Origin of the sequence: Thalassospira sp. HJ, assembly GCF_000948415.1 — a bacterium.
Classification (GTDB): Bacteria; Pseudomonadota; Alphaproteobacteria; order Rhodospirillales; family Thalassospiraceae; genus Thalassospira.
In genome coordinates this window covers 306,095-331,621 of the sequence record NZ_JYII01000020.1, presented here as the reverse complement: position 1 = coordinate 331,621, position 25,527 = coordinate 306,095, and the positions used below count along the sequence as shown (strand labels likewise).

Below are 25,527 nucleotides of genomic sequence, written 5' to 3'. Positions count from 1 at the left end.
TTGAATTTGTACCGACTGATATATTGTTTTAGTTGAGTGATTACACTCCCCGAATGGGGAGGGTTGTTACAGTTAAAGGATAGTATCAATCCAAACTGTAGGATAATTCAGGAATGATTGTCCAGAACCAGACCCGCAAGATAAAGCGAGCCGAGAATCAGCACGCGTTTGGGTCGCGGGCAGGCATCCAGAATCGGGGTAATCGCCGCTTCGAACCCGTCACAGGAAAAAGCCGGGGTAATCCCGGATGCAATCGCCGCATCGCGCAGGGTCTCTGGCAGGTGAGCCTGATGTTCGCCGGGAATTGGAACGCCAGCAAAGGCCTTGATGTGGGGTGCCAGTGGCTTGAGGAAGGCCTCGGCATCGCGGTTATCAAGCATGCCCATGATGACAACCGTGTCACCGGCCGGCTGGCGCGATAGCCAGTCGGCAATGGCTTCGGCGGCGGCGATGTTGTGACCACCATCCAAAATCAGATCGCAACCATCCGGCAGGGCAGCGCAAAGCGGCCCGACAGTCAGTTTCTGCAATCGTGCAGGCCAGCTTGCGGTTTCAAGGCCACGGGCAAGGATCATGGTGTCCATGCCGTTACAGCCGGGAATGTGCGCCTTGCGCACCGTGGCAATCGCGGTGGCGGCGTTGGTATATTGATGGCGTCCGGGCAGGGCCGGATGCGGCAGATCGATCTGATCGGTGCCTATGCGAATGGCAAAGCCGTCTTCACGTTCCTCGGTAACCTCGAAATCATTGAAGATCGGGGCGGAAATGCGATTGGCGTGACAGGCCAGCGTGTTGAACGCCTCAAGGCTTTGCGGGGCAGTGATGCACGGAACCCCGGCTTTCATGATCCCGGCCTTCTCAAACGCGATCTTGGCGATTGTATCGCCCAAAAAGCCCTGATGATCGAGCGAGATTGGCGTGATCACGGTTGCCGCCGGGGCATCAATGACGTTGGACGCATCAACACGCCCGCCAAGCCCGGTTTCAAGCAACAGCACATCGGCCGTTGTGCGTGAGAACGCAAGGAACGCAGCAGCCTGGGTGATCTCGAAAAAGGTAATGGATTCCCCGCCATTGACCGTCTCGACTTCTTCAAGAAGGTCACAAAGCGCGTCTTCGGAAATCATCTGACCGGCAAGGGTGATACGTTCATGGAAACGCACCAGATGCGGCGAGGTAGAGCAATGCACCCGAAGGCCGGCCGCCTCATAGATCGCACGCAGATAGGCAAGGGTCGATCCCTTGCCGTTGGTGCCGGCGATATGAATGACGGGCGGAAGCGAAAGGTGCGGATTGCCAAGCTTCTCAAGAAGCCGGGTAATCCGCCCTAGCGAAAGATCGATGACTTTCGGGTGCAGCTTGCCAAGGCGAGCAAGGATTGCGTCGCTTTTGGCCAAGTTACTTATCCGCACTCGGGGTTTTGGCCTTGGACGACTTGGCTTTGGCGTCCTTGATCGGAACCACGGCGGCACCCGGTTTGGTGCGACGGATCATGTCGATCAGGCGGCCAAAGGTCGCGTTCAGTTCCGAACGCGGCACGACCATATCCACCATGCCATGTTCCAGAAGGTATTCAGCGGTCTGGAAGTCATCAGGCAGTTTTTCGCGGATGGTGCTTTCGATCACGCGACGCCCGGCAAAGCCGATCTGTGCGCCCGGCTCTGCGATCTGGATGTCGCCCAGCATGGCAAAGGATGCCGAAACACCGCCAGTGGTCGGATCGGTCAGAAGCACGAAATAGGGCAGGCCCTTTTCCTTGACCTTTTCGATCGCGGCCGTGGTGCGGGCCATCTGCATCAGGCTGAGAATGCCTTCCTGCATACGTGCGCCACCCGATGCCGGAACGACGATCAGGGCTGCGTCCTGCACGCAGGCGAGCTCAGCTGCGGCAACAATGCCTTCGCCAACCGCGATGCCCATCGATCCACCCATGAAGGAGAAATCGAATACGGCAATAACGGTGGCATGGCCACCAACCTCGCCATGGGCCACAGCCAGCGCATCCTTGAAGGTTGCCTTGGCCTGGGCCGCCTTGAGGCGGTCGGTATATTTTTTCTGATCGCGGAATTTCAGCGGATCGACCGGAACATTCGGCAGTTCGATGGTCTGGTACTTGCCACCATCAAACAGGGTTTCGAGACGGTCCTTGGCGGAAATCCGCATGTGATGACCGCAATGCTGGCAAACATGATTGTTCTTTGCCAGATCGCGATGGAAGATCATCTGTTCGCAGGATTTGCATTTGTGCCAGAGATTTTCGGGCACATCGGTGCGGCGAACAAGTTTCTGAATCTTTGGACGGACGAATTCAGTCAGCCACGACATATCGGATACTGATCCTTGGTTCTGTCTATATCGGTTCTTTCAAACGCAGCGCCAGCTATTTGCGCGCGTTTCGGACCCCGTTTGCAAGTTCACTCACAAGGCCGGTAACCATAGAGGCGGTCTTATCGGTGGCCTTGCCGTTTTCGTCAAGACTTTCGGCAATTTTTGATACGATTGCCGACCCGACCACTGCCGCATCTGCCTGCTTGGCAACGTCTGCAGCCTGTTCAGCGGTCTTGATGCCAAAGCCAACCGCGATTGGAAGATCGGTATGGCGGCGCAGACGCCCCATCGCCTCAGTAATCTGCTCGTTGCTGGCCGAACCGGCACCGGTCACACCGGCAACCGAGACATAGTAAACAAAGCCTGAGGTATTCTGAACAAGTTTCGGAAGACGCTTGTCATCCGAGGTCGGCGTCGTCAGGCGAATGAACGAAAGGCCTTTTTCCACGGTCGGAATGCACAGTTCCGGATCTTCTTCAGGCGGCAGGTCAACAACGATCAGGCCATCAACGCCTGCATTGCGCGCATCTTCAAGGAATTCGGCAACGCCATAGATATAGATCGGGTTGTAATAGCCCATCAGAATGATCGGCGTTTCGTGGTCTTCATCGCGGAAGCCACGCACAATCGACAGCGTCTTGCGCATATGCATGCCGGCATCAAGCGCACGGATCGATGCTTCCTGAATGGCGGGGCCATCGGCCATCGGATCGGTGAACGGCATGCCGAGTTCGATGATATCGGCACCGGCATCAGGGAGCTGTTTGAGAATTTCGAACGAGGTTTCCGGGTCCGGGTCGCCTGCGGTGATAAAGGTCACCAGACCGGCACGGCCTTCTTCCTTGAGCTTGGCAAAGCGTTTGGCGATGCGGTCCTGGCCGCCGATGATAGCGTCGCTCACAATTCTACTCCCAGTGCTTCGGCCACGGTAAAGATGTCCTTGTCACCCCGGCCACTCAGGCACATGACGATGATCTTGTCCTTGCCCATTTTCGGGGCTTCTTTCATGATCTGCGCGATCGCGTGGCTGCATTCCAGTGCCGGAATGATGCCTTCGAGTTCCGAACAGAGTTTGAAGGCTTCAAGCGCCTCCTTGTCCGTGATCGGCTCGTAGCGGGCGCGACCGATATCCTTGAGCCAGCTGTGCTCCGGGCCGATGCCCGGATAATCAAGACCGGCCGAAATCGAATCGGCTTCCTTGATCTGGCCGTCGTCATCCATCAGCAGGTAAGTACGGTTGCCATGCAGAACGCCCGGGCGACCGGCCGACAGGCTGGCAGCATGGTTGCCAGTATGAACGCCATGACCGGCGGCCTCGACACCGACAACTTCAACACCCTTGTCATCCAGGAACGGATGGAACAGGCCAATCGCGTTTGATCCGCCGCCAACAGCAGCCACGACCTGATCGGGCAGGCGGCCTTCTGCTTCCATGATCTGTTCGCGCGCTTCGTTGCCAATCACCGACTGGAAATCACGCACCAGTTCCGGATAGGGGTGCGGGCCAGCAGCCGTACCAATGATGTAGAAGGTATCTTCAACGTTGGTGACCCAGTCACGCAGGGCTTCGTTCATCGCATCTTTCAGCGAGTTCGAACCCGACACCACCGGTTTGACTTCAGCCCCCAGCAGCTTCATGCGAAACACGTTGGGCGACTGACGTTCGATATCCTTGGAGCCCATATAAACAGTGCAGGGCAGGCCAAAGCGTGCACACACGGTCGCGGTCGCAACGCCATGCTGACCGGCGCCGGTTTCGGCGATGATACGGGTTTTGCCCATGCGCTTGGCCAACAGGATCTGGCCGATGCAGTTATTGATCTTGTGCGCGCCGGTATGGTTGAGATCCTCGCGCTTGAAATAGATCTTTGCACCGCCAAGGTGATTGGACAGGCGTTCGGCAAAATAAAGCGGGTTTTCACGGCCAACATAGTGACGGAGATAGTAATCCATCTCCTTCTTGAAGGCGGGGTCTGCCTTGGCGTCCTTGTAGGCCTGCTCAAGATCAAGGATCAGCGGCATCAGGGTTTCGGCGACAAAGCGTCCGCCGAAATTGCCAAAATGTCCGTCCGGATCGGGCAGAGCGCGAAAGCTGTTAGGTGCAGAAGACGTCATGGAAGTTCCCCGTGGATTGGCCGTGATGGCGCTCACGACAGCATAGGCAGGTACAAATGCAGGTACAAATCAGGTGACACTATATGGTTTGCCAGAACGCCAGTGCGCAAGGACCGGCGGGGTCTGACCCCATACTGTACCCGAATTGGTGCAGATTGGATTAGTGGGCTGCGTGCTCGGCCTGGGATTTGTCGAAGATATATTTTTTCGAGCAATACGGGCAGACCACCTCACCCTTGTCCTCAAGATTGAGGTAAACGGTCGGGTGCCCAAGGTGACCTTTTCCGCCGTCACAGGCAACATTTAGCGTGCCGACTTTGATTTCTTCGGTGATCTTCATATATCCAGTTCCAAGTTTGCCATTTTCAGGCTTGTATGACCATCGGGATTGGCCACGCACTGTGGACAGCATTGACCCCGGTTTCCCGGGAATGATACCGATTGGGCATATTCAATCAATACTTCCGCGTGCTCATGGCGCCCCATGGTCTTAGCGCAAACAAGCGACGCGGAAAAGAGTGGAGATCACTGACATATGACTGCAATGCCCGACTATGCCATCGAAGTCGAAGGGCTGACCAAGGTCTATAAGGGTTCGAACGGCGAAAAACGTGCGCTTGATAACGTTTCGCTCAAGATCCCGCGCGGCTCGTTTTTTGCCCTTTTGGGCCCGAACGGTGCCGGAAAGTCTACGTTTATCAACATCCTGGCCGGTCTGGTCACCAAGACCAGCGGTACAGCAAAAATCTGGGGCCACGATATCGAAGCCCAGATGCGCGCTGCGCGCTGTTCAATCGGGATCGTGCCGCAGGAACTGAACCTTGATGCATTTTTCACCCCGCGTCAGGTGATGGAATTGCAGGCGGGCCTCTATGGCGTGCCGAAATCCGAACGCCGCACGGACGAGATTCTGGCGGCCATCGGCCTGTCTGACAAGGCAGACTCGTATGCCCGATCACTCTCGGGCGGCATGCGTCGCCGTCTTCTGGTCGGCAAGGCGATGGTGCATACCCCGCCGGTACTGGTTCTTGATGAACCGACTGCAGGGGTCGATATCGAACTGCGTCAGCAGCTGTGGGCCTACGTCAAGGAACTGAACGCGGCCGGTGTCACCATCGTTCTGACGACGCACTATCTCGAAGAAGCCGAAGAACTTTGTGACGAGATCGCGATCATCAATCAGGGCAATGTCATTGCCCATGAAGACAAGCGCAGCCTGCTGCGCCGGATCGATCACAAGACACTGGTTCTGACCGTGAATAACGAACTGAACGCAGTCCGCGATGCGCTTTCGCCCTGGGGGGCAGAGCTTAAATCGGAAAACCAGATCGCGCTTTCATACCGCCCAAGCAACACGCAGATGGCGGAAATCCTTGAGGCGATCCATGGCTGTGGCCTTGCGATCAAGGATCTATCGACCGAGGAAGGCGATCTTGAGGACATCTTCCTGAAGCTGACGCGTGACAACAACAAGGAACGCGCAGGCAAGGCTGCCTGATCAAACGCGTTACTGATGACATGCAAAACCCCGCAAATCCTTGCGGGGTTTTGTTTTATCGGCTTTAGTTACCTTTCCTCACCCCGTGCTGATCCGGTGCCCTGTGTCCTCTTTTGCCCACCTCTCCAGATTTCTTCAGACGCTGATCGCCCTTGTTCTGATTGGGCTGGTTGCGGCTTGCGCGCCGACGGTTCGCCCGGCGGGACCGCCGATTGCCCAAACCGTGCTTGGGTCGGATCTTTTTGTGGCAAGTGATGGCACGGAACTGCCGTTGCAAAGCTGGGGCGATCTTGAAAACCCGGATGCAGTGATCCTTGCCCTGCACGGGATGGGTGATTACGCCAATGCCTTCATGGAGTTGGGCGAACAGATCGGTCCAAAGGGCATTGCAATCTATTCCTTTGACCAGCGCGGCTTTGGCCGAAGCCCGTCGCGCCCGTTCTGGGCCGGGGCAGCAAGCATGGTCAATGATGCCAGTGATGTTCTGACATTGTTGCGTGCGCGCTATCCCGACAAACCGGTTTATCTGCTGGGCAATTCGATGGGCGGGGCGGTGGCAATCATCACGGCGGCCACCCGTGGGCATTTGATGGATGGCTTGGTGCTGGTGGCACCGGCGGTTTGGAATCGGGACATGATGCCATGGTATCAGACAGCCCCGCTTTCGATCATCTCGCACAGCCTGCCATGGTTGCCGCTGACCGGCCGGGGGCTTGATATCTTGCCATCGGATAATATCGAAATGCTGCGCAGGTTATCGCGCGATCCACAAATGATGTCATCGGTGCGTGTCGATCTGATTGCCGGGGTTGCCGATATCATGGATCTGGCGCGCGTTCGGGCCGGTGACATTGCGGTGCCGACCCTTTTGCTATCGGGTGAGCAGGATCAGGTCATCCCGCCCGAAGCGGTAGCAGCCCTTGATGATGTGTTATCTGCTGGCAATCTGCCGACCTATGACCGCTGCCTTTATCCGGCGGGCTATCATATGCTTTTGCGCGATCTGAACGGGCCGGTGGTGATCGAGGATATCCGGCGCTGGGTAATGGCGAGCAAAACCGATCAAAATTATTCCTGCACAATCAAATGATTGCATTTTGACCCACAAACCGTGATCAGGTAGCCTTTTCAAGGGTCAGGACCCGCCAATATGGTTACAGTGGCAATCGCTATCCATGCGAAATACTAGGAAATGTCCGAAGAGCGGGCTAATGCCCGGTCGAGGACGTTGACGCAGAAGGTTGCATGGATAGCGATTGTCCTTCGGATCAGTAAAATTTGCACCGCTACTTTGTCGCAAAATCTTGAAATATAAATATATTCCTGCGATCTTGCTTCGCGTATCAGCACAAATTTTGCAGACCACTGCAAGCATATTGGCGGGTCCTGACCCTGCAGTTGCAATGCATTATGCGGGTTGTCGAACCGCTGTTTCGTTCCGATATGCCAAGCAGCGATTGACGGTGCAACATCACTTAACCGGAGGATCAGGACCGGCATGCTAAGGACCATTCGGGCAAAGTTCCTGGGTGTCGCGGCCTTTTTTGTCGTGTGGCTCGTTGTGGCCACCGGGTTCTCCGTGATCCAGTCCCTTGGCATCAATGGTGATCTTGAAGCGGTGTCGCGCTATGTGACGCCGGTCAAGGATTCGCTCTCGGACGTGCGGGCGCGTCAGCTTGAACAGATTTCGCTGATTGATCGCTATATGCGCGTGGTCGAAAGCGACGGGCCGCAGACATCTCTCCTGAATGGTATCGAGATCGAGATTGAGGCCAAACAGACCCAGATCGAACAGGCCTTCCGCAAATCATTTACTTTTGCCGCCCTTGGTCGGGCGCAGGCATCCGGTCATTTTGAAGAGGGTGTGCTGCTTGATCTTGATGTGCGCATGCGCGAATTCGCCGATGTGTCTGCGCAGTTTTCGTTGGGTGTTGAACGGCTGCTGGATCAGGTGCGGGCGGGCAACCTTCCCGATGCCGGGGCGCAGGAAAAAACTGTGCGTGGTCTGCACCGGATTATCGTGCTTAACCTGCGCAATGAAATCCGCCTGCTTGAAGACTACGCCGCCCAGACGGTGGAAAACGTTTCCAAACGGGAAGACTTCCTGATCCAGGCCGAATTCATCATGATGCTGGCGGCCGTGATTATCGGCATTTCGCTGGCCTATTACATGGCGCACGCGGTGGTGGTTGCCGTGCGCAAAACCACAAACGCGCTTAATGCCATTCAATCAGGCAAGCTCGATACCAAGCTTGAATTCAGCTCCAAGGGTGATTTTGGCCGATTGGGCGAAGCCTTTAACCGCATGACCCGTGAATTGCGGGTGCGTTTTCGGATGCGCGAGCGGTTTGGCAAATATGTCGATCCGAAAGTCATCAATAATCTTATCAATCAGGAAACCGCGCTTGAGAACTCCGAAAAGCGCGTGATGACGGTCAGTGTCGTGAACCTGACCGGGTTTGACTGGCTGGCCGAACATACGCCGCCGGAAAAGCTTGTCGATTTCCTCAATGACTATCTCACCGCGATGACCGAACCGATTGCCAATCAAAGCGGCATTATCGACAACTTCGTCGGTGACCGCGTGATCGGCTTCTGGGGTCCGCCGTTCTGCGGTGAAGGCGCACATGCCAAACATGCCTGTCAGGCCGCCCTTGAACAGGTCGCGCGCTTTAACGCGCTTAAGACCAAATATGCTGATCTGATCGGCGATCACGGCCTTGAAATCCGCGTGGGTATCGCGACCGGCGAGGTGGTTGTGGGTTCCATCGGCACAGACAAGTCCCGCGCCTATACCGTCGTCGGCGATTGCGTGAACTATGCCAACCGCCTTGAAAAGGCCAACCGGGTTTATGGCACGCAAATTCTCGCATCGCACGAAACCGCCAATATGGCATCGGGCGAGGTCGAAATGCGCGATCTTGATCATGTGGTGCTTCTGGGTACCGAAAAGGTCGTCTTCCTGTACGAAGTCCTGGCCCCGGGCGGACAGCTTTCTGATGAACGCCGCGAATGGCGCAGCAAATACGAAACCGCCATGGCGCATTACCGCGACGGCAATTTCGATGCCGCCCGCCCGCTTTATGAAGAAGTCATCGAATTTGATGACAGCGACTTCGCAGCCCAGCTGATGATGAACCGGATGGAGCGCCTTGAGCGCCGCGAACAGGACCGTGAATGGAACGGCACGTGGGTCGTGCGCGACCCCTATGAACGCCGGGATGTCGAAAGTTAATTGCAGCCAAAACGTGCCAAGGTTACCTTAACCGGGACCGGTGATGCCTAAGCCCACGAACGGGTTCGAAAACCCTTGCCCGTTCAGGCCAAAACCTGTATCACCCATCGCACTCGGGCCACATATTCCAGTCATGGCCCCATATATTGCGCACCCGTAGCTCAGCTGGATAGAGCGTTGCCCTCCGAAGGCAAAGGCCACAGGTTCGAATCCTGTCGGGTGCGCCAAATTTCCCTAGAAATTAAGTGTGTCGGTAGAGGTTTGTTTTCTTTTTCCAGTTTATATGCTGGATTTAAAGAGAATACGTATCTAGATTTTTTACCAATGGTTGTTTTTCTTGGGTGTTAGATACAGCTATTCGGCGGATTTAGATATGAACCTTGAGAACGCGAACGAAACCGATATTCGGGAAGAGGTTGCGGCACCTCTTCTCACAGCTTTGGGTTACGAACGAGGAACTCTTAACGATATTCTGCGAGAGAGAAGTCTGCGTTACGAGAGGACATTTCTTGGTCGTAAGAAGGATAATGATCCTCCCCTTCGTGGTCGGGCAGATTACATTCTGAATGTTACTGGTGCGGCGCGATGGGCTTTCGAAATAAAGGCTCCGGATCAAGAACTAACGATTGATGCCATCGAACAGGCGATCACTTACGCTCGTCATCCTGAAGTGTCTGCAACTTACGCTGCTCTGACGAACGGCCGTCAGTTCTTGTTATTTTTTGCAACTCAGCGAAGTGATGACCTACCTATCGTCAACCTGAATATTCAGAGTGTCAATCAACTTGCTGACGAATTATCGGGTATTTTAAGTCCCGCAGCAATTCGTCGTGACTGCTCTCCTCCCGTTGTGGACTTAGCGCGACCTCTCGCTAAAGGACTAAGGTCATCAGTAAATCTGGCTGGCGGAGTGCTAACGTACGAGTTTTTTGAGTGGGAAAGTTCAGTGCCGCTCGGTCCCCAAGGAGAGGCAATACAGAAGGCTCTAGATAGGCTCGTGGGGAACAGAGAAAATATTACAGAGGGCAGAATATACAGAGATGAATTCTCTAGAATTATAGCACAAATTCAATGGGCTGTTGGACGTGAAGAGATATTTCAGTTTATGCAAGAAAAGGGGTTTGTGGATCTCGATTATGTTTCGTTGAGCTCTGATATCTCAACTGACCACAACAATCCGACCATTTTTGATGTCTTCGGCAATATCGAGTTAAATCAAGGAGAGCAAATTTTTGATACGCTTTCCTGGACTACACAGACGTTAGGTCTGAACGCCGACATGACCCTTCGCGGTCAGGGCTCTGGACACATCGAAGGTTACAACTTCATAGGAAATTTCCAGATCGAATATGGATTTTCCTTTCCTGATGTTCCCGGCTTGCAGGTGAATATATATGGTGGTGGAGCGTTTTCGATCATTTTGGATCATCGCTAAGTAAGTTTGCAGCTTCATAATTTTTCAGCTGCTGGAACTAAACTACTGTACATTTGGTCAGGCTGTTTTGAAGCAATTGAACACAGTCTGTGAATTTGGATTAAAAATAAATGCGCGGCTACCTTCACAATCTTTCTGGCCACAACGTGCTGTTTTGTATGGCGGCACCGGCGGAGTATGGCGAATACCTCAAGGAGCGCTTTACGCCTCTGATGATCGGGGTTGGGCCGGTGGAGGCTGCGATCAATTTGACCGCTGCCTTGACCGAATTGAAGCTGGCGGGTGATTTGCCGGACCTTGTCGTGACCTTGGGGTCGGCCGGGTCGCGGACGTTGGAGCAGGCCGAGGTTTATCAGGCGATTTCCGTGTCTTATCGCGATATGGACGCGTCGGTTTTGGGCTTTGAGAAGGGCTGCACACCGTTTGTGGATCTGCCGGCCGAGATCGCGATGCCGCATCGAATTCCGGGTATCCCGGAAGCGCGTTTGTCGACCGGGGCCGATGTGGTGTCCGGGGCGGCTTATGACGTCATTGATGCTGACATGGTCGATATGGAAAGCTTCGCCATCCTGCGTGCGTGCCACAAGTTTGAGGTGCCGCTGATCGGTCTACGCGGCATTTCCGATGGCAAAGAAGAGCTCTCCAAACTTTCGGACTGGACGGCCTATCTGCATGTGGTCGATGAGAAACTGGCCGTTGCCGTCGATGAGCTGAAGGCCGGACTTGAAAGCGGCGAGATCAGCATTCCCAAGCGCTGATCCCGCTTATTGCATTGTCGAAACAATCAAGAATTCTCAGGTGCCGGCGCGGATCTGATCAAGGGTTTTGATCGGGGTGAGCGCCTGTGGGTCGACCTGGATTTCGAGGATGGCCGGTTTGTTTGATGCGACAGCGCGCTCAAAGGCGGGGCCGAAATCCTCGGTCTTGGTGACGGTTTCGCCGTAACCGCCAAAGGCCTTGGCGTAGGCGGCGAAATCCGGGTTGTGCAGTTCGGTGCCCGAAACGCGGCCCGGATAGTTGCGTTCCTGATGCATGCGGATGGTGCCGAACATGCCGTTATTGACCACCAGCGTGATGATATTCGCACCATATTGCACGGCGGTGGCAAATTCTTGCCCGTGCATCAAAAAGCATCCATCACCGGCAAGACAGACCACCGGGCGATCCGGATGGGCCAGCTTGGCCGAGACCGAAGCTGGCAATCCATAGCCCATCGATCCCGACGTCGGGGCCAGTTCGGTGCGATATTCCCGGTAGCGGAAGAAGCGATGCAGGAAGGCGGCATAGTTGCCCGCTCCATTGGTGACAATCGCATTATCGGGCAGCTTTTCACGCAGTTCCGCCACCACATGCGCCATTTTGACATCGCCCGGGGTTTCAACCGGGGTGGAAAAGGCGATGTAATTGGCGTGTGCGGTTTCGATCATTTCATCACGCGCGCTGCCATCCACCGGCTCCATCATCGCAATGGCACGCAGGAAGGAACGTTGGGATGCATTGATTGCGACATCCGGGCGATAGACCCGGCCCAATTCATCGGGGCCACTGTAAACATGGACCAGTTTCTGTTTCGGGCAGGGGATCTCAAGCAGGCTATAGCCACTGCTGGTCATTTCCCCCATGCGTGAGCCGACCAAAATCACAAGATCGCTGTCCTTGATGAACTCTGCCAGCTTCGGATTGATGCCGATGCCGACATCGCCGATGAAGTGGCTATGCGTGTTAGGGATATAGTCCTGACAGCGGAAGCTGGTCGCGACCGGGGCATTGTTACGAAGTGCAAACGATTTAAGGTTTTCAGTCGCTTCGCGGGTCCAGCCGCCACCGCCGACGATCATGACGGGCTTTGCCGATTTCGAAAGCGCCTCGCGGAAACGGGCGACGTCTTCGGGGGCTGTTTTGGCCTCAACCGGGACATAGGGTTTGGCATCTGGCACATCAGCACTTGATGACAGCATATCTTCGGGAAGGGCCAGCACCACCGGGCCGGGGCGACCGGATGTCGCGATGTGATAAGCGTGGCTGATATATTCCGGGATGCGGTTGATGTCATCGATCTGCCCGACCCATTTGGCGAGCGGTTCGAACATCTTGCGGTAATCGACTTCCTGAAAGGCCTCGCGATCGACCATGTCCCGTCCGATCTGGCCGACCAGAAGGATCATTGGCGTGCTGTCCTGATGGGCGACATGAACACCCGCCGATGCGTTGGTCGCTCCCGGGCCGCGCGTCACCATGCAGATACCGGGCTTGTTGGTCAACTTGCCATAGGCCTCGGCCATGATGGCAGCGCCACCTTCCTGACGGCAGATGATCGGATCGATGTCCGGATGATCGACAAGGCCATCAAGCACGGCTAGGTAACTTTCGCCCGGGACAAGAAAGACGCGTTCGGCCCCGTGCAGGGCCAGTTGATCGACCAGAATGCGTCCGCCATGGCGCGTTTCTGTTTTCCCGGACATGTTTTAAGAACTCCGTTGCGTGGGGCAAAATGGGCTTTTTAGGTTATCTGTTTGCCATCTACTAATGGCGTGATCGCGATTTCATCATGGAAAACGGGCAAAGGTAAAGACGTCTGATCGGCAAAACAGCGGAAAAACCGACGATATGTCGAGCAGTTCTAAAACCCCTGCGTTTTTACCAAAAAATGGCAGAGCATTATGCTGCAGTGCGGCCCTTTCGCAGTGAATTCCTGGCGAATTAGAAGTACCTTTCGGCGACACGTACGATGTCGCCGGGCATCACGATGGTGGCGAGCGTCGCCGGGATGACGACGCGCGATGCGTCATGTCCGCGCAGGATTTCGATGTCATCCTCATCCCCGCGATAGGTCAGTCCGCCGCCGACCGCGATGGCATTAAGCACATTCATGCCCGGTACATAGTCATAGGACCCCGGTTGATTGACCTCACCCATGATGAAAAACGGGCGAAAGGCGATGATCTCCACCGCGATATCGGGATGGCGCAAATAGCCATCGAGATAGGCATCATGAATTTTCTGGCGTGCCTGATCAGGGGTGAGATTGCGCACCTCAATCGGCCCGATCAGGGCAAGGTTAAGCCGGCCCATGGCATCGACCTTGAACTCGCCCGACAGATCCGGTTCGCCAAACACCGTGACCCGCACCGTATCACCACTATCCATGACGTAGATGGTCTGGGCCTGTGCCCCGGGCGCGCTCATCAGGGTCAGGATAAAGATGAACAGCGCAAACAGGTGTTGGTGGGGGGATAAGCCGGATATCTGGTTTTTCAGGGTCATTTACATCTCCAGCTTTAGACGGATGTGGCTTTGCAGGCGGTCATAATCCTCGCCTGCGCTGTTTGAATTGCGCTGGTCATAGGCAAGCCCGCCTTCGATTTCGGCAAAGCGATTCAATTCATAGCGCAGGCCAAAGCCAAGGCGATGAGTGCGATCACGCCGTGTGGTTTGTTGGTAGTTTTCAGAGCTGTAGGCAGCGTTGAGCGAAACAGTAAGTCCGCGGCGTAATTCATGGGAAATACCGGATCCAGCCTCAAAGGCCAGAATGCCACTGGCCCCGGTTTGCGTCGTTTCACGAACGGTACGTGCGGCATTGAACGTGATGTTGGTCAGGCGCGTAATCGACCAGTCGAAATCACCGCGGAGGGTGTAATCGGCAATGTTGCCAAAGGCCGGGTCGGCGTATGTCTGGTTCATCCAACCTGCCGCGAGGTCAGCGGTGATCAGATCGGTCAGATCAAGGCGGATGCCGCCAAGCAGCTGATAGCCCGCAGAATCACGAACCCGTCCGTCATCATCAGGGATGCGGTCATATTGCCGCTGATTGAACGAGACTTCGCCATAAGCTTCGCGTTTTGGATCAAGCGGCAGCAGAACCCGCAATGTCTCGCGCATCTCAAGCCGATCACGATCATCATTGCGAATGCGTGATCCATTGCGCGCGGTACTGTCATCAAATGCAAGACGGCGCAGGGAAACTTGCGATTCGTAATGCAGGCCATCACTGACATGGCGTGCGCCGACTTGGGTGCTGATGTCGTGATAGATTACCGGTTCGGTTGCACTGGTCGGGACATCATTGCTGCCACGCGGGTCGTGGGCGCGTTTGACATCAATCCCGGCCTCAAGCGATGTCGCGCCGAGATCAAGGTTGCTTGCAGCACTCAGTTCAAGGTCCTGATAGTCATCGCTAGAGGAGTCGGCAAAAAAGCCCAGCTCACCCCCCGCGGAAAGATGCAGGTGAAACACCCGCCAGTCACCCTGCAGGGTCAGGCGCGGGGCAAGGGTCGTGATGACGTCACTGGTCGGGTTGGTATCGCTTTGAAAGATGTTGCTGTCATAGCGTGTGCCGGTCGCAAGCGACGGGGTGAGCAGAAGCCGGCCCAAACGAAAGCCACTGACATCATCGGGGTTTTCCATTGCCCGGGCGGTGGCAGGGGGAGTGGCACACAAAAGTGCGACACTGATGGGCAGCAAGTGTTTGCGCATCAGATCAGCCGCCGCGCACAACGAAGACAGGGCTTTGGCCCGTTACACGAACGTTGCCCGGACTGGAGCTGCGCCAGCGTCCTGAAGGGAAGCGCGAGTGTACGAACCAGAATGACGGCATCAAACGCAAGGCTTTGTCGGCGGATATAATCCAGATCGCAGGTCGTGCGAGCGCTCAAGTGATCGGCGTTGCAAACCGGGCCGCGCCAGCCGCGGATTTGTGCCAGTCCCGTCATGCCGGGCTTGACCGCTAGACGGTCAGCATAATCGGGGATGCGGGCAGTAAAGAGGTAATGATCCGCAAGGCTGTGCGGGCGCGGTCCGACCAGCGCCATGTCACCGCGCAGCACATTGATAAATTGCGGCAATTCATCAAGCCCGGTCATGCGCAGGAACAAGGTGAAGCGGTTGGCATAGCGCAAAACACGGGGGGCGAGATCACGCGTGCCTTGATCCCGCAGGGTGCGGAACTTGAAAATGGTGAAAATCCGGCCCGCTTGGCCAACGCGCTTTTGGGTGAAAACCGGATTGGAAAAGCCAAAGCCGACCAGCAAAAGCGCTATCAGGATCATGATCGGGAAAAGCACCAGCAGACTGATCGCGGCCAGCAGAATATCGCACAGGCGTCTGACACATCCGTCATGGGCGGAAATCGACCGTTGAATGGTTGGTCGCGGTTCTGGTGTGTCTGTATCCCCAATCAACCCGGCTGCCTCACCCCAACAGTTAAGACCCTGATATTTCTTAACTCAGGGTAGAGGGATTGGTGGCGTTTTCAAGTTTTTATGGCGTGGGTCTTTGGTCGGATGGGATGACTTAAGCCGGAAATTACAGCGCGTTAGCGCAAGGACGGAATGCTTGAAAGCACGGTTTTCATCAATTGCGGCTGTCGGTTCACACCGGTTTTCGAGAAGATGGTCTTAAGGTATGTGCGCGCCGAGGAATGCGAAATGCCGACCAGTTCTGCGGCCTGATCCAGTGCCAGACCCTCGGCCAGTTTCTGGGTCAGTTTGGCCTCCGAGCGGGTCAGGCCGAACAGATCCATCAGATCATCGATGGCGGGTGCGCGCTGCTGGGTCGGGTCGACCAGAATGATCATGAAGCTTTGTTTGCTATCGGCCTTTTTGGGTACGCGCCGGATCAGAAGCGAAAGCTTTTCACCATCGCGTTCCAGCGAGAAGCTTTGATGGCTGCGCGGTACGGTTTTGCCCGATGGGGTCAGGAAACCTGCCAATCCTTCGGGGTTGGGATCAATGATAAGCCGTCCCTGTGATCCGGATTTCACCAGTGATGATCGACGCACTACGTCGGCCCCTTGCGAGTTCAGATGCAGGATGTTGAGGTTTTCATCAACCGCAATCACGCCGAGTTCAAACAGATCAAGGAATTCGGTTGGCAGGGTATCTTCGCTTTGGCCAAGGCGGCTTTTGATTTCCGTATCAATGTCATCAAGCATCGTCTCAAGCAGGGTCGGCTTGGGATAGAAGCGAAACACACCCAGCTCATTGACCGCAAGCAGGGCGGATTGCAGATCGGCATAGCCCGTCAGCATCAGGATCAGCAGATCCTTGCGCGCCGCGCGCAATTCGGCGGCCAGTTCAAGGCCGGTCATGCCGGGCATGTGGATATCCAGAATGACCGCGGAAATATCCGCATCGGCAATGATCGCATCGCGCGCGGCAATCGGGTCATTGAGAAAGACGCCTTCCCAGTCCGGACGCAGGCGGCCGAAATTGCGGCGATGGGACGACAGAAGGTTTTCGTCATCATCAACAAATGCAATCCGCACCGTCTTTTTGGCCGTCATTAAAAGCGCCCTCCACAAATGGGGATGTTGGAGAAAGGTAGTCTGACACTAATCTCCGAACCATCAAAGCCTTGCTGTTTGTATAGCACGCATTTCCGCAGGGCTGTTCGAGAAGTTTGTCGCGGTGATCCGCGTTCCGGAGATATCCATTAATGGATCAGGTTGAAAAACAGCGCCCCGTCATTCTGATGGTCGATGATGATGAAAAGCTGCTGGCTGCGGTGCGTCGCACCCTGTCGGGCTGCTTTGAATTCGTTACCCATACAGACGGGCACGCAGCGCTTGACTGGCTGGCGGAAAACCGTGATCGAACCGATCTGATTATCTCCGATCTGGTGATGCCGGCCCTTGATGGTATTTCCTTCCTGAAACAGTCGGCCCGCATGGCGCCGAGCATTCATCGCGTGCTTTTGTCGGGCAACGTTTCAAGCCTGTCGCTGCGCGAAGCGATCAACCAGGCGATGGTGATACGCGTTCTGGCCAAACCGGTTGCGGTGTCGGTGCTCAAAGACGCGATTGAACGTATCCTGAATGCGGAAGCAGCCGTCAAAAAAACCGTTGCCGGTCCGTCGGCCGTGATGGTTAACAACGCAATTGATCGCGCGGATTTCCATACCGTCCTGCAGCCGCGTTTTCGTGCCAGCGACCTTGGTCTTTGCGGGGCAGAGGTTCTGTGTCGGATGCCGACCCTTGAAAAGGAGTTCGGCATCGATGAAATCATCGAATCCTGTCAGGACAATCCGGTGATCAACCGTTTGGGCAGCCAGTTGATGGCGCTGATGGTCGATCAGGCCCCGCGTTACAGCGCGCTGTTGGGCGATGAGGCCAATCTGGCGGTCAATATTTCGGCCTTTTCGCTCAAGACGCCGCAATTCTTTGAGCTGGTTATTCGTTTTTACGAAAAGATGCGTATGCGCGGCGTGAAGGTATCGTTTGAAATTCCCGAACGCCAACTGGTTCCCAATGATCTTGAGATGCTGGCCAATGCGGCCCGGCTGCGTGAGCGCGCCATTCCGCTTGTGATTGATGATTTTGGCTCTGGTAACAATTCACTCGACCTTTTGCGTCAGGAAGTGTTTGCCGGCATCAAGCTTGATCGCGATCTGGTGCGTGGCACCATGACCGATTTCCTTGATGACGCCTTTGTCGAATGGATCGCCAAGGTCGGTTCGAAACTGGGCCTGTCGGTTTCGGCCAAGGGCATTGAAAGTGCCAAGGTTGCTGAAAAGCTGCAGGTTTACGGGATCACCGAACTGCAGGGCTTCCATCTTGGGGCGCCAATCCCGCTTGAACAATGGGAAGAAACCGCAGGCATGTCGTTGCGCGCTTCCGGCTAGAAATTATCAATCAAAATTCCGGTCGCAGGCATTGAGAAAACACTTGCCCGTGACCACTGTCTATATGCATGTGATGGAGCATGAAAACGATGATGAATAATGCACTTAAATTGATCGCGGTGGTGATCTCCCTGGTTGGTTTTTACGCCGCACCGGCGATGGCAGGCGGTACGCTTTCGATGACCAATACCAATGGTGAAACCGTTCGTGTGTCAATGAAGGAACTGATGGATCTGCAGGCCACCGAGATTAACACCTCGACCCAGTGGACCGACGGCGTTCAGAAGTTCCGCGGTGTTGCCTTTGACCTGCTGCTGGATACCTATGGTCTGGAAGCTGACACCGTGCGTGTCTCGGCACTGAACGACTATAACGTCATGGTTCCGGCGGACGTCCTGCGCAATGACGGTGCCATTCTGGCCTATCAGCTTAACGATGCCGAGATGTCGGTGCGTGAAAAGGGGCCGTTCTGGGTGATCTTCCCGTATGACGCTGATGACCGGTTCAATACCGATACCTATTGGGCTTATTCCGTCTGGCAGGTAAAGTCTGTCGATGCAGCGAATTAAGTCATTCTTCTTCAAGACGACCGGCAGGGCCATGTTTGTCGCATTGGCCCTGTTTGTCGTGCTTTATGGCGTTCTTTCCACAGCCATCGTTCGTCAGCTTGAGGACGAGCGCTTCATTTATCGCGAAAACTTTGTCTGGGCCGTGTTCCAGGTGCAGCGACAGTTTCTTGTCGTGCAGCGCGATATTGAGGCCGCCTTCGGGCGGGTTGGTGTTGAGGATGGCGTGGTTGATGACATTCTGCTGGAATACGAAATCCTGGTCAGCAGGGTGATCCTTCTACGTGAAGGTGAAGGCTTCAAGGTGCTGTTTACCGTGCCTGAAGTCGCTGAAACGATCGAAGCGCTGGAAGCCCGGATCGATGAGATCGACACGACGCTTGCAGCCATTACCGCTCCGGAAGAAAAGCTGACCGAGTTATATCGCCTGCTCGAACCATTGAGCGATGCCCTGCAGCAGGCCGTCGTGCGCACAACCAACTTTGTGTCGGTCTATAACGCCAACAATATCTCGGTCGTGAAGACCGATATCCAGATGCTGTCCTATCTGTTCTTTATCGGTGTGATTGTTATGGCGGTCCTTGGCGGGTTCATGATCCGTCAGCGTCAGAAGATTTTTGCTGCCGATATCGCTGCCCAAAAGGCGCGTCAGGAACAGGAAGTCATCGAAGAGGCCGCCGATTACGCCAAAATGCATGCCCTTGGCACGTTGGCGGGAGGTGTTGCCCATGAAATCAACACACCGGCGCAATATATCCAGAACAATCTTGAATTCCTGTCTGACAGCTTTGCTGATCTGGTTGGTGCAATTGACCGCACAAACCCGAAAGAACCGGCAAAGCTTAATCTTGATAACGACAAGATCGATTTCATCAGCGAAGAAGTGCCGATGGCAATCGATGAAAGCATTCAGGGCCTGAACCGCATTGCCGAGATTGTGCGCGGCATTCGCAAATTTGCCCACCCGACGACCGATGCGGTGGAGCTGATTTCAATTACCGAGGAAATTGATACGGCCGTCACCCTGACCCGCAACCAGGTCAAGCATATTGCGGATCTGGAAGTGTCGATGCAATCGGACGTCACCGAGGTCAGCGGGCGCAGAAACCACCTGTCGCAGGCGCTGATCAACTTGATCGTCAATGCATCCCAAGCCATCCGTGAAAGCGGCCAGCGCCGGGGCAATATTGATCTTCTTGTGATGTCGGACGAAGACAATGTCTATATTCGACTGCGTGACAATGGTGGCGGGGTGCCCGCAGAACTCCGCGAACGTATTTTCGATTACTTCTTTACCACCAAGGAACGCGGTGTCGGCACGGGGCAGGGGCTTCCGATCTGTCGCAAGCTTATCCAGGACGACTTCAACGGCGATCTGACCTTGTCGGCGGATTATACCGACGGGGCAGAGTTTGTTATTCGCCTGCCCAAGCCCGACGCCAATGCGATGGCCGATACCAATGCGGAATTCCTTGAAGGGCCAAGCGATCTCAACAGCCTGTTGAGATAACCCAACCACAGTAAGATTCTGATCCGGTCATGCAGGCGGCGTGTACTATCACGCGGTCTGCATCATGCCTTGGTGTTGGACGGGTTCAAGCGGGACGTGGCCATCAAAGCAGCTTTGTTCCCAGACCGGCCAGTCGGATGCCGCACCGCATTTGGTGATATAGCCGCTTGCGAGATCGTATTTCTTCGCCCGAGTCGCACCGTCAACGCCGGCCTTGCGCGCGAAGTGTTGCGCGGCATAAACGATCAAAAGGCTTTGGGAAATGGCCGTTGGTGCCGATTCCGGACGATGATGAAAGGCGATGTTTTCAATGATCTTGTGGGGAAAACCCCAGCAGGTGCAAAGACATGCCGACACGGCCGGATGGGCAAAGCCTAACTCGCTGATTTCAGCTGAAATGATGTCACAGTTGTCTGTATCTGCGCGATGGCGGCTGGCGGCGTGCTTTTCCGGCAGGACATGGGCCATGATGATTTCACCGATATGACACAGAAGTGCGGATGCCCGCACCTGATCAACCGCATCCGGTGCCAGACTGCGAAGCCTTGCAATATTGGCGGCCATCTGCCCAAGGACAAGTGGTCGATGCAGCTTGACGTCAATCTGTTCACCGTCAAACCGTTGGGGTTGGCCGAGTTCGCACCACAAGACGCACAAGGCCTTGATGCTTTCGATGCCAAGAACCTTCAACAGTTTGATGAAGTCCGGGGTGCTTTCGGTTGGCACAAGTTCTTCACGCAGGGCAAGTTCATGCGCAAGTGCGGTCAGGGCCGGGTGGTCATTGGCGAAATCGTTAAGTTCGGCACGGCTGCTGGGGCCGCTGAACTGCAAGATGGTGTGCAGGCGGCGAAATGTTGCCGGCCACATCAGATCGGTGGGTACCTGTGACAGCAGATCGACAAGTAATGGATCGTGCAGATACCTGTTCATGATAAGGCCGCGTTCTGCGGCGTGGATGATGTCGTTATCGGTGCACGGTTTGGCAAGAAAATGATGGGTTGCCGCCGCACCGTTGAGAATGGCGGTTTCGTCGGCATAGCCAGATAGCAGAATGCGCGATGTTTGCGGCCAGCGTTTGGCAACGATCCGAAGGAACTCCGCCCCGTCCATGGACGGCATGCGCATGTCGGAAATCACAACGTCTGCAGGCGCTTCTTCCAGACCGACAAGTGCCTGTTCGGCGCTCTCATAGAAACGCAGCGTCCATTTCGGCCGCTTTGAAAGCATGCGCCGCCGCAAACCTCGCAGGACATTGAGGTCATCATCGACAAATATGATCGAGGCGTTATCGGGCATGTGCTTTTTCAGTAACTATGCGATCGCAGCCGACAGGCTGGCCGCGTCGCAGGGCTTGCTCAGGACAAAGGTCGCGCCAACCGATTTGGCTTCTGCGTTGACCTTGGCGTCATAGAAACCGGTCAGCATGATCTTGCGCGTGCCGTCGATATTCTTGATGTCTCTGCGCTGGATTTCATAAAGCATTTCAATGCCCGACATGCCCGGCATCATATAATCCATGATCACCACGTCATAGGGGGTTTGTTTTCGACCGGCCTGGGCCAACATCTGCAGCGCTGTTTCACCGTTTTCGGCAACATCGATCTGGGTCGCGCCGGCACTGCGCAAAACACGACGGACAGAGAAGCGAACTTCGATACTGTCATCGACCAGCAGGAAACGCTTTTCGGCGTTGGTCTTGCCAAATGCGTTGTCGTCTTTGCAGCGGCGCATGCCATCAGCAATTTCGATGTCATTCTGACTGTTTCTGGGCGCTGCGATATTCATGGTTCAGTACCGATATGTTTTGTGAATAGGTGAATTTGTTGCCTTGACTGTATTTCTAACCTTTTCCTGAGATTTCAATATCCCCATTTGGGGACACAAATGAAAACGGGCTGCAAAAAGTTGCAACCCGTTTCAGACCCTAGTGTGATGATCAGAATTCGCGACCGATTTTATGGTCGATTGAAAACTTGCCACCACCCTGAATCAGGGTCGCCAGCGCAAGCAGACCCCACATCAGCGGCGTTTCAAAACCACCATTAATCCAGAAATAGCCAGCCGGGATGTGGGTCAAAACGGCGACGGTCATGAAGACAAGAACCGCAGCAGCCACCGGACGGGTCAGAAGCCCGACGGTCAGCAGCAAGCCGCCAAAGAATTCAAGAAGGCCGATCGCAAGCGCAAACAGCAGGCCCGGTGCAAAGCCGATGCTTTCAAGCCAGCCAGCCGTGCCTTCAAGACCATAACCGCCAAAGGCACCAAACAGTTTTTGTGCCCCATGCGGCACCATAAGAAGGCCGGTAGCCACACGGATGATGACAGGTGAAAGCGGTTTAAGGGCCGACCAAACATTGCCAAGGGCAGGGATGATCGGACGGGTCTGGGTGGTTTCAAGGGTATTCATGACAGTTCTCCTGGTCATGGGGCACGCGGGTTTCGCGTTTTATGCCGCCATATCAAATAAAAGGGCTTCGGCATTGTTGGCATCGGCAAAGACAATCTCGTCTTCATCCTTGATCGCCACACCGTCACCGGCATTAAGGGTCTCGCCGTTCAGCGTTACGGTGCCGCGTGCAACCTGCACCCAGGCAACCCGGCCTTTTGCGATTTTGTGGTTTGCTGTTTCGCCGTCATTGAGATGGGCGACATAAAGATCGACATTCTGATGAATGGTGATCGAATCTTCACGGCCATCGCGGCTGCCAATCAGGGTCAGGCCGGAACCGGTATCGCGACGTGCGATTTCCTTTTCCTCATAGCCCGGCTCAAGACCGGCGGCTTCGGGGACGATCCAGATCTGCAGGAAGTGCACCGGATCGGATTTCGAATGGTTGTATTCCGAATGGCGGATGCCGGTGCCAGCGGTCATGCGCTGCAGACGCCCCGGACGGATCACTGATCCGTTGCCGATGCTGTCCTTGTGTTCAAGGGCACCATCAAGAACATAGGAAATGATTTCCATATCCTTGTGGCCATGGGTGTCGAACCCGGCACCGGGAATGACGCGGTCTTCGTTAATGACGCGCAGCGGCCCCCAGCCCATGCGGTTCGGATCGTAATAATGACCGAACGAAAAGGTATGGTTGGAATCAAGCCAGCCAAACTGGGCGCGACCGCGGGTATCTGCATCTACTTTGATAAGCATTGTCTACCTCCACGAGGTTTGTCTGTTCCGTTGTTGAAAGCAGAATACCTTTTGCCACTAAGGATACAATTCACGCAATTATCGCCACTGTGTTTCGAAATAAGAAACAATAGAGCCCGGGGCGGCGGGGGTTGGCGCATTCGGTCTGCGGGGCAAACGCACAGTATTTTGAGCGTTGCTGAGATCCGGATGGTTGCGTGCTGCGTATGACAAACTACGCTCTAAAGTCAGCAAAGATGGTGACTGGCATGACAGATTTCGAGATGCCGACACTGATGATGGTGTCCCATGGCAATAGTGGTAATGGCGGCGACCCGGCAGGTGATCTGGTCCGGAAGATCGCGCCTGACTGGAATGGGCCGCTTAGCTTTGGCTATATGCGAAGCCAGCCTGCGCTTGCCGATCAGCTTGAGATGCTCAAGGAATCTGGTGCTGCGGACCGTTTGATTGTCTTTCCGCTCTTCTTTAGCGAGGGTTATCTGGTCTTCGAAGAGCTTCCTGATATCCTGCATCAGGCGGGCTTGAGTGACAGTGTCATCCTGCCGCCTGCAATCAATCTGCCCGGGTTTAGTGAAATGATAGCCGCACGTGTGCGGGCGAGTGCAATCCGACGCGGCTGGGATTTGACCGAGACGTCTGTCTTTCTTGTGCCGCATGGTTTGAAGACGCTGACGCAGGCACTTCCTGAAACGGTACGACTGGCAGATCGCCTGAGCCGTCTGTGTGTCGGGGCCGAAGTCTGTATTGGCAATATCGAAGGTTCGCCGTCGCTTACCGACTGGCGTGACATCGGAACCCACCGTCAGGCGATCATTGTGCCGATGTTGGCCGGTGGCGGCACGCATGCGCGTGAAGATCTGCCGGAAATGCTTGACGCCAAGGATGGCGAGAGGGTCGAAGTTCTGCCGCCCATCGGGCAGTGGTCCGAATTGCCGGACCTGGTTCTGGCGGAAGCCGAACGTCATGTCGCGCGCTTTGGTGGCGTGGCCGTGCCCCTTGGCCCGACAGGGCAGGACTTGTGGGCCGAGCGGGTTCAGCGATCTGCCTGAATGTTGGGGGTCAGCCCAGCACCGGCTTGAAGCGGGTTTCGGCTGATTTGCGCAACAGATAATCCCGGAACAGGCGTGCGGCACTGGTCAGGTTGGCATCGCCTTCGTGTGCGATCAGTAATTGGCGTTTTGCCCAGTCATCGGCAATCGGGGCGCCGGCAATATTCATATGGCCGAGATATCCCGCGACCGAGCTTTTGCGCAAAAAGCCGATGCCAAGACCGGCAGCAATCATTTGTCGCAAGGACCCAAAACGCACCACGCGGATATGCGGGTGCATGTCGAGTTTCATTTTGGCCGCGGCTTCGGAAATCAGATCATCAATCACCCCGCCTTCAAACAGTGAGATGATGTCGTATTTCGCGGCCTCGGAAAACTTCACCGGTTTGGGATTGTCGGCATTGGGGATCAGTGGGTGGCCTTTTGGGGTCACGACCCAGATCGGATCATCACAAAACACATCATGGGCCAGACTGCCAAGCGGGCTGTTATCGGCCAGAATGGCAAGATCCGCGCGGCCTTCGCGCACGGCCTCAGCGCTTTCGCGCGATGTCAGTTCGCGGACATCGACCGAGATGTGGGGAAAGTCGCGTTCAAAATCGGCCAGAAATTTCGGAAGGCCGGTCAGGATCGCCGAGGTGACAGCCGCAAGATAGATCTTGCCCTTTTCCCCGGCGTTGAAATCGCGCAATTCGTTGGAAAGATGGTTCAAATCGCCCAGAAGCTTTTCGCCATAAAGGGCAAAGATCGCGCCTTCTTCGGTCGGTTCGACCCCGCGTGGCAGGCGGCGCAGCAGTTTGACACCTAGCATGGCTTCAAGTTCGCCGATGCGGCGCGAAACGGCCGAGGTCGCGATATGTTCGCGCCGGGCGGCTTCATTGATGCTTCCGGCGCGCACAATGGCGACAAACAGCCGAATGGTGACGATGTCAAACTTTTGCATGGAACCGTTGTCGGTGGTTCAACCCGAAGCGTCAAGGGCTTTGCATCTGCGATGTCGTGCAGATCATTGCAAATGACAGAGCC

At 55.3% G+C, this 25,527-nt stretch carries 25 protein-coding genes and 1 tRNA gene; 10 read left to right on the top strand and 16 right to left on the bottom strand.

What is annotated here, in order from left to right:
- Positions 1–107: 107 nt before the first annotated feature.
- From UF64_RS17245 to UF64_RS17225, 5 genes are all read right to left on the bottom strand, one after another.
- Positions 108–1,397: a folylpolyglutamate synthase/dihydrofolate synthase family protein gene (locus UF64_RS17245; protein ID WP_044829830.1), complete on the bottom strand. Its 1,290-nt coding sequence runs from the start codon at positions 1,395–1,397 to the stop codon at positions 108–110.
- Between the two features lies 1 nt (position 1,398).
- Positions 1,399–2,325 (bottom strand): acetyl-CoA carboxylase, carboxyltransferase subunit beta, encoded by a 927-nt coding sequence (gene accD, locus UF64_RS17240; protein WP_044829829.1) that lies wholly within the window; start codon positions 2,323–2,325, stop codon positions 1,399–1,401.
- 55 nt (positions 2,326–2,380) lie between these two features.
- Entirely contained in the window at positions 2,381–3,229 is an 849-nt protein-coding gene (gene trpA, locus UF64_RS17235; protein WP_044829828.1) for a tryptophan synthase subunit alpha, read from the bottom strand.
- Positions 3,226–4,443, bottom strand: a complete 1,218-nt coding sequence (gene trpB / locus UF64_RS17230; RefSeq protein ID WP_152630723.1) for a tryptophan synthase subunit beta — start codon at positions 4,441–4,443, stop codon at positions 3,226–3,228. The genes trpA and trpB overlap by 4 nt, the downstream gene beginning before the upstream one ends.
- Positions 4,444–4,603: 160 nt before the next feature.
- Positions 4,604–4,783, bottom strand: coding sequence for a zinc-finger domain-containing protein (locus UF64_RS17225; RefSeq protein WP_044829953.1), 180 nt, complete (start codon positions 4,781–4,783; stop codon positions 4,604–4,606).
- Positions 4,784–4,978: 195 nt separating this feature from the next.
- Between UF64_RS17225 and UF64_RS17220 the strand changes: the two genes are divergently transcribed.
- Both UF64_RS17220 and UF64_RS17215 read left to right on the top strand, forming a co-directional pair.
- Positions 4,979–5,941, top strand: coding sequence for an ABC transporter ATP-binding protein (locus tag UF64_RS17220; RefSeq protein ID WP_044829826.1), 963 nt, complete (start codon positions 4,979–4,981; stop codon positions 5,939–5,941).
- Positions 5,942–6,044: 103 nt separating this feature from the next.
- Complete coding sequence (locus UF64_RS17215) at positions 6,045–7,031, top strand: alpha/beta hydrolase (protein WP_235285130.1); 987 nt, start codon at positions 6,045–6,047, stop codon at positions 7,029–7,031.
- Positions 7,032–7,126: 95 nt separating this feature from the next.
- On the opposite strand, the gene UF64_RS21020 is transcribed toward UF64_RS17215, so the two are convergent.
- Positions 7,127–7,441 carry a hypothetical protein gene (locus UF64_RS21020; protein WP_044829825.1) on the bottom strand — a complete coding sequence of 105 codons (315 nt, stop codon included), beginning with the start codon at positions 7,439–7,441 and terminating at the stop codon, positions 7,127–7,129.
- Between UF64_RS21020 and UF64_RS17205 the strand changes: the two genes are divergently transcribed.
- From UF64_RS17205 to UF64_RS17190, 4 genes are all read left to right on the top strand, one after another.
- Positions 7,440–9,176, top strand: coding sequence for an adenylate/guanylate cyclase domain-containing protein (locus UF64_RS17205; protein WP_044829824.1), 1,737 nt, complete (start codon positions 7,440–7,442; stop codon positions 9,174–9,176). The genes UF64_RS21020 and UF64_RS17205 overlap by 2 nt on opposite strands.
- A gap of 150 nt (positions 9,177–9,326) precedes the next feature.
- Positions 9,327–9,403: transfer RNA gene (locus UF64_RS17200), tRNA-Arg, on the top strand.
- A gap of 146 nt (positions 9,404–9,549) precedes the next feature.
- The gene (locus tag UF64_RS17195) at positions 9,550–10,611 is read left to right on the top strand and encodes a type I restriction enzyme HsdR N-terminal domain-containing protein (RefSeq protein WP_044829823.1); all 1,062 of its coding nucleotides are present in this window, start codon (positions 9,550–9,552) and stop codon (positions 10,609–10,611) included.
- A 110-nt stretch (positions 10,612–10,721) separates the two neighbouring features.
- Complete coding sequence (locus UF64_RS17190) at positions 10,722–11,369, top strand: 5'-methylthioadenosine/S-adenosylhomocysteine nucleosidase (protein WP_044829822.1); 648 nt, start codon at positions 10,722–10,724, stop codon at positions 11,367–11,369.
- Between the two features lie 36 nt (positions 11,370–11,405).
- Here the strand turns inward: UF64_RS17190 and UF64_RS17185 are convergent, their stop codons facing one another.
- The 5 genes from UF64_RS17185 to UF64_RS17165 form a co-directional block, all read right to left on the bottom strand.
- Entirely contained in the window at positions 11,406–13,073 is a 1,668-nt protein-coding gene (locus UF64_RS17185) for a thiamine pyrophosphate-binding protein (RefSeq protein ID WP_044829821.1), read from the bottom strand.
- Positions 13,074–13,311: 238 nt separating this feature from the next.
- Positions 13,312–13,875 carry a polysaccharide biosynthesis/export family protein gene (locus tag UF64_RS17180; protein WP_235285129.1) on the bottom strand — a complete coding sequence of 188 codons (564 nt, stop codon included), beginning with the start codon at positions 13,873–13,875 and terminating at the stop codon, positions 13,312–13,314.
- Positions 13,876–15,084: an outer membrane beta-barrel protein gene (locus UF64_RS17175; RefSeq protein WP_082049850.1), complete on the bottom strand. Its 1,209-nt coding sequence runs from the start codon at positions 15,082–15,084 to the stop codon at positions 13,876–13,878.
- Positions 15,084–15,788: a sugar transferase gene (locus UF64_RS17170; RefSeq protein WP_052657688.1), complete on the bottom strand. Its 705-nt coding sequence runs from the start codon at positions 15,786–15,788 to the stop codon at positions 15,084–15,086. The genes UF64_RS17175 and UF64_RS17170 overlap by 1 nt, the downstream gene beginning before the upstream one ends.
- A 134-nt stretch (positions 15,789–15,922) precedes the next feature.
- Positions 15,923–16,891 (bottom strand): response regulator, encoded by a 969-nt coding sequence (locus tag UF64_RS17165; RefSeq protein WP_044829819.1) that lies wholly within the window; start codon positions 16,889–16,891, stop codon positions 15,923–15,925.
- Between the two features lie 152 nt (positions 16,892–17,043).
- Here UF64_RS17165 and UF64_RS17160 point away from each other — a divergent pair, with 152 nt between their 5' ends.
- The 3 genes from UF64_RS17160 to UF64_RS17150 all read left to right on the top strand — a co-directional run bounded on the left by UF64_RS17160 (position 17,044) and on the right by UF64_RS17150 (position 20,304).
- A complete protein-coding gene (locus UF64_RS17160) occupies positions 17,044–18,228 on the top strand; it encodes an EAL domain-containing protein (protein WP_044829818.1) in 1,185 nt (394 codons plus the stop codon).
- A 92-nt stretch (positions 18,229–18,320) separates the two neighbouring features.
- Positions 18,321–18,797 carry a molybdopterin-dependent oxidoreductase gene (locus UF64_RS17155; RefSeq protein WP_235285128.1) on the top strand — a complete coding sequence of 159 codons (477 nt, stop codon included), beginning with the start codon at positions 18,321–18,323 and terminating at the stop codon, positions 18,795–18,797.
- Positions 18,784–20,304, top strand: coding sequence for a sensor histidine kinase (locus tag UF64_RS17150; protein WP_235285127.1), 1,521 nt, complete (start codon positions 18,784–18,786; stop codon positions 20,302–20,304). The genes UF64_RS17155 and UF64_RS17150 overlap by 14 nt, the downstream gene beginning before the upstream one ends.
- Positions 20,305–20,352: 48 nt before the next feature.
- Here UF64_RS17150 and UF64_RS17145 read toward each other — a convergent pair whose 3' ends face one another.
- The 4 genes from UF64_RS17145 to UF64_RS17130 all read right to left on the bottom strand — a co-directional run bounded on the left by UF64_RS17145 (position 20,353) and on the right by UF64_RS17130 (position 23,452).
- Positions 20,353–21,600 carry a response regulator gene (locus tag UF64_RS17145; protein WP_044829816.1) on the bottom strand — a complete coding sequence of 416 codons (1,248 nt, stop codon included), beginning with the start codon at positions 21,598–21,600 and terminating at the stop codon, positions 20,353–20,355.
- Between the two features lie 15 nt (positions 21,601–21,615).
- Complete coding sequence (locus tag UF64_RS17140) at positions 21,616–22,089, bottom strand: response regulator (RefSeq protein WP_044829815.1); 474 nt, start codon at positions 22,087–22,089, stop codon at positions 21,616–21,618.
- Between the two features lie 151 nt (positions 22,090–22,240).
- Positions 22,241–22,711 (bottom strand): DoxX family protein, encoded by a 471-nt coding sequence (locus UF64_RS17135; RefSeq protein ID WP_052657687.1) that lies wholly within the window; start codon positions 22,709–22,711, stop codon positions 22,241–22,243.
- Between the two features lie 39 nt (positions 22,712–22,750).
- Positions 22,751–23,452, bottom strand: coding sequence for a pirin family protein (locus tag UF64_RS17130; protein ID WP_044829814.1), 702 nt, complete (start codon positions 23,450–23,452; stop codon positions 22,751–22,753).
- Between the two features lie 248 nt (positions 23,453–23,700).
- On the opposite strand from UF64_RS17130, the gene UF64_RS17125 reads away from it, so the two are divergent.
- Entirely contained in the window at positions 23,701–24,501 is an 801-nt protein-coding gene (locus tag UF64_RS17125) for a CbiX/SirB N-terminal domain-containing protein (RefSeq protein WP_044829947.1), read from the top strand.
- A 10-nt stretch (positions 24,502–24,511) separates the two neighbouring features.
- Here the strand turns inward: UF64_RS17125 and UF64_RS17120 are convergent, their stop codons facing one another.
- Positions 24,512–25,444 carry a LysR family transcriptional regulator gene (locus UF64_RS17120; RefSeq protein ID WP_044829813.1) on the bottom strand — a complete coding sequence of 311 codons (933 nt, stop codon included), beginning with the start codon at positions 25,442–25,444 and terminating at the stop codon, positions 24,512–24,514.
- Positions 25,445–25,527: the final 83 nt, after the last annotated feature.

What these genes read in the sequence shown, in the direction of transcription:
- accD (WP_044829829.1), bottom strand. Translation starts at nt 2,325, where the DNA reads ATGTCGTGGCTGACTGAATTCGTCCGTCCAAAGATTCAGAAACTTGTT.
- trpB (WP_152630723.1), bottom strand. Translation starts at nt 4,443, where the DNA reads ATGACGTCTTCTGCACCTAACAGCTTTCGCGCTCTGCCCGATCCGGAC.
- UF64_RS17225 (WP_044829953.1), bottom strand. Translation starts at nt 4,783, where the DNA reads ATGAAGATCACCGAAGAAATCAAAGTCGGCACGCTAAATGTTGCCTGT.
- UF64_RS17220 (WP_044829826.1), top strand. Translation starts at nt 4,979, where the DNA reads ATGACTGCAATGCCCGACTATGCCATCGAAGTCGAAGGGCTGACCAAG.
- UF64_RS17205 (WP_044829824.1), top strand. Translation starts at nt 7,440, where the DNA reads ATGCTAAGGACCATTCGGGCAAAGTTCCTGGGTGTCGCGGCCTTTTTT.
- UF64_RS21020 (WP_044829825.1), bottom strand. Translation starts at nt 7,441, where the DNA reads ATGCCGGTCCTGATCCTCCGGTTAAGTGATGTTGCACCGTCAATCGCT.
- UF64_RS17195 (WP_044829823.1), top strand. Translation starts at nt 9,550, where the DNA reads ATGAACCTTGAGAACGCGAACGAAACCGATATTCGGGAAGAGGTTGCG.
- UF64_RS17190 (WP_044829822.1), top strand. Translation starts at nt 10,722, where the DNA reads ATGCGCGGCTACCTTCACAATCTTTCTGGCCACAACGTGCTGTTTTGT.
- UF64_RS17185 (WP_044829821.1), bottom strand. Translation starts at nt 13,073, where the DNA reads ATGTCCGGGAAAACAGAAACGCGCCATGGCGGACGCATTCTGGTCGAT.
- UF64_RS17180 (WP_235285129.1), bottom strand. Translation starts at nt 13,875, where the DNA reads ATGACCCTGAAAAACCAGATATCCGGCTTATCCCCCCACCAACACCTG.
- UF64_RS17175 (WP_082049850.1), bottom strand. Translation starts at nt 15,084, where the DNA reads ATGCGCAAACACTTGCTGCCCATCAGTGTCGCACTTTTGTGTGCCACT.
- UF64_RS17165 (WP_044829819.1), bottom strand. Translation starts at nt 16,891, where the DNA reads ATGACGGCCAAAAAGACGGTGCGGATTGCATTTGTTGATGATGACGAA.
- UF64_RS17160 (WP_044829818.1), top strand. Translation starts at nt 17,044, where the DNA reads ATGGATCAGGTTGAAAAACAGCGCCCCGTCATTCTGATGGTCGATGAT.
- UF64_RS17155 (WP_235285128.1), top strand. Translation starts at nt 18,321, where the DNA reads ATGAATAATGCACTTAAATTGATCGCGGTGGTGATCTCCCTGGTTGGT.
- UF64_RS17150 (WP_235285127.1), top strand. Translation starts at nt 18,784, where the DNA reads ATGCAGCGAATTAAGTCATTCTTCTTCAAGACGACCGGCAGGGCCATG.
- UF64_RS17145 (WP_044829816.1), bottom strand. Translation starts at nt 21,600, where the DNA reads ATGCCCGATAACGCCTCGATCATATTTGTCGATGATGACCTCAATGTC.
- UF64_RS17140 (WP_044829815.1), bottom strand. Translation starts at nt 22,089, where the DNA reads ATGAATATCGCAGCGCCCAGAAACAGTCAGAATGACATCGAAATTGCT.
- UF64_RS17135 (WP_052657687.1), bottom strand. Translation starts at nt 22,711, where the DNA reads ATGAATACCCTTGAAACCACCCAGACCCGTCCGATCATCCCTGCCCTT.
- UF64_RS17130 (WP_044829814.1), bottom strand. Translation starts at nt 23,452, where the DNA reads ATGCTTATCAAAGTAGATGCAGATACCCGCGGTCGCGCCCAGTTTGGC.
- UF64_RS17125 (WP_044829947.1), top strand. Translation starts at nt 23,701, where the DNA reads ATGACAGATTTCGAGATGCCGACACTGATGATGGTGTCCCATGGCAAT.
- UF64_RS17120 (WP_044829813.1), bottom strand. Translation starts at nt 25,444, where the DNA reads ATGCAAAAGTTTGACATCGTCACCATTCGGCTGTTTGTCGCCATTGTG.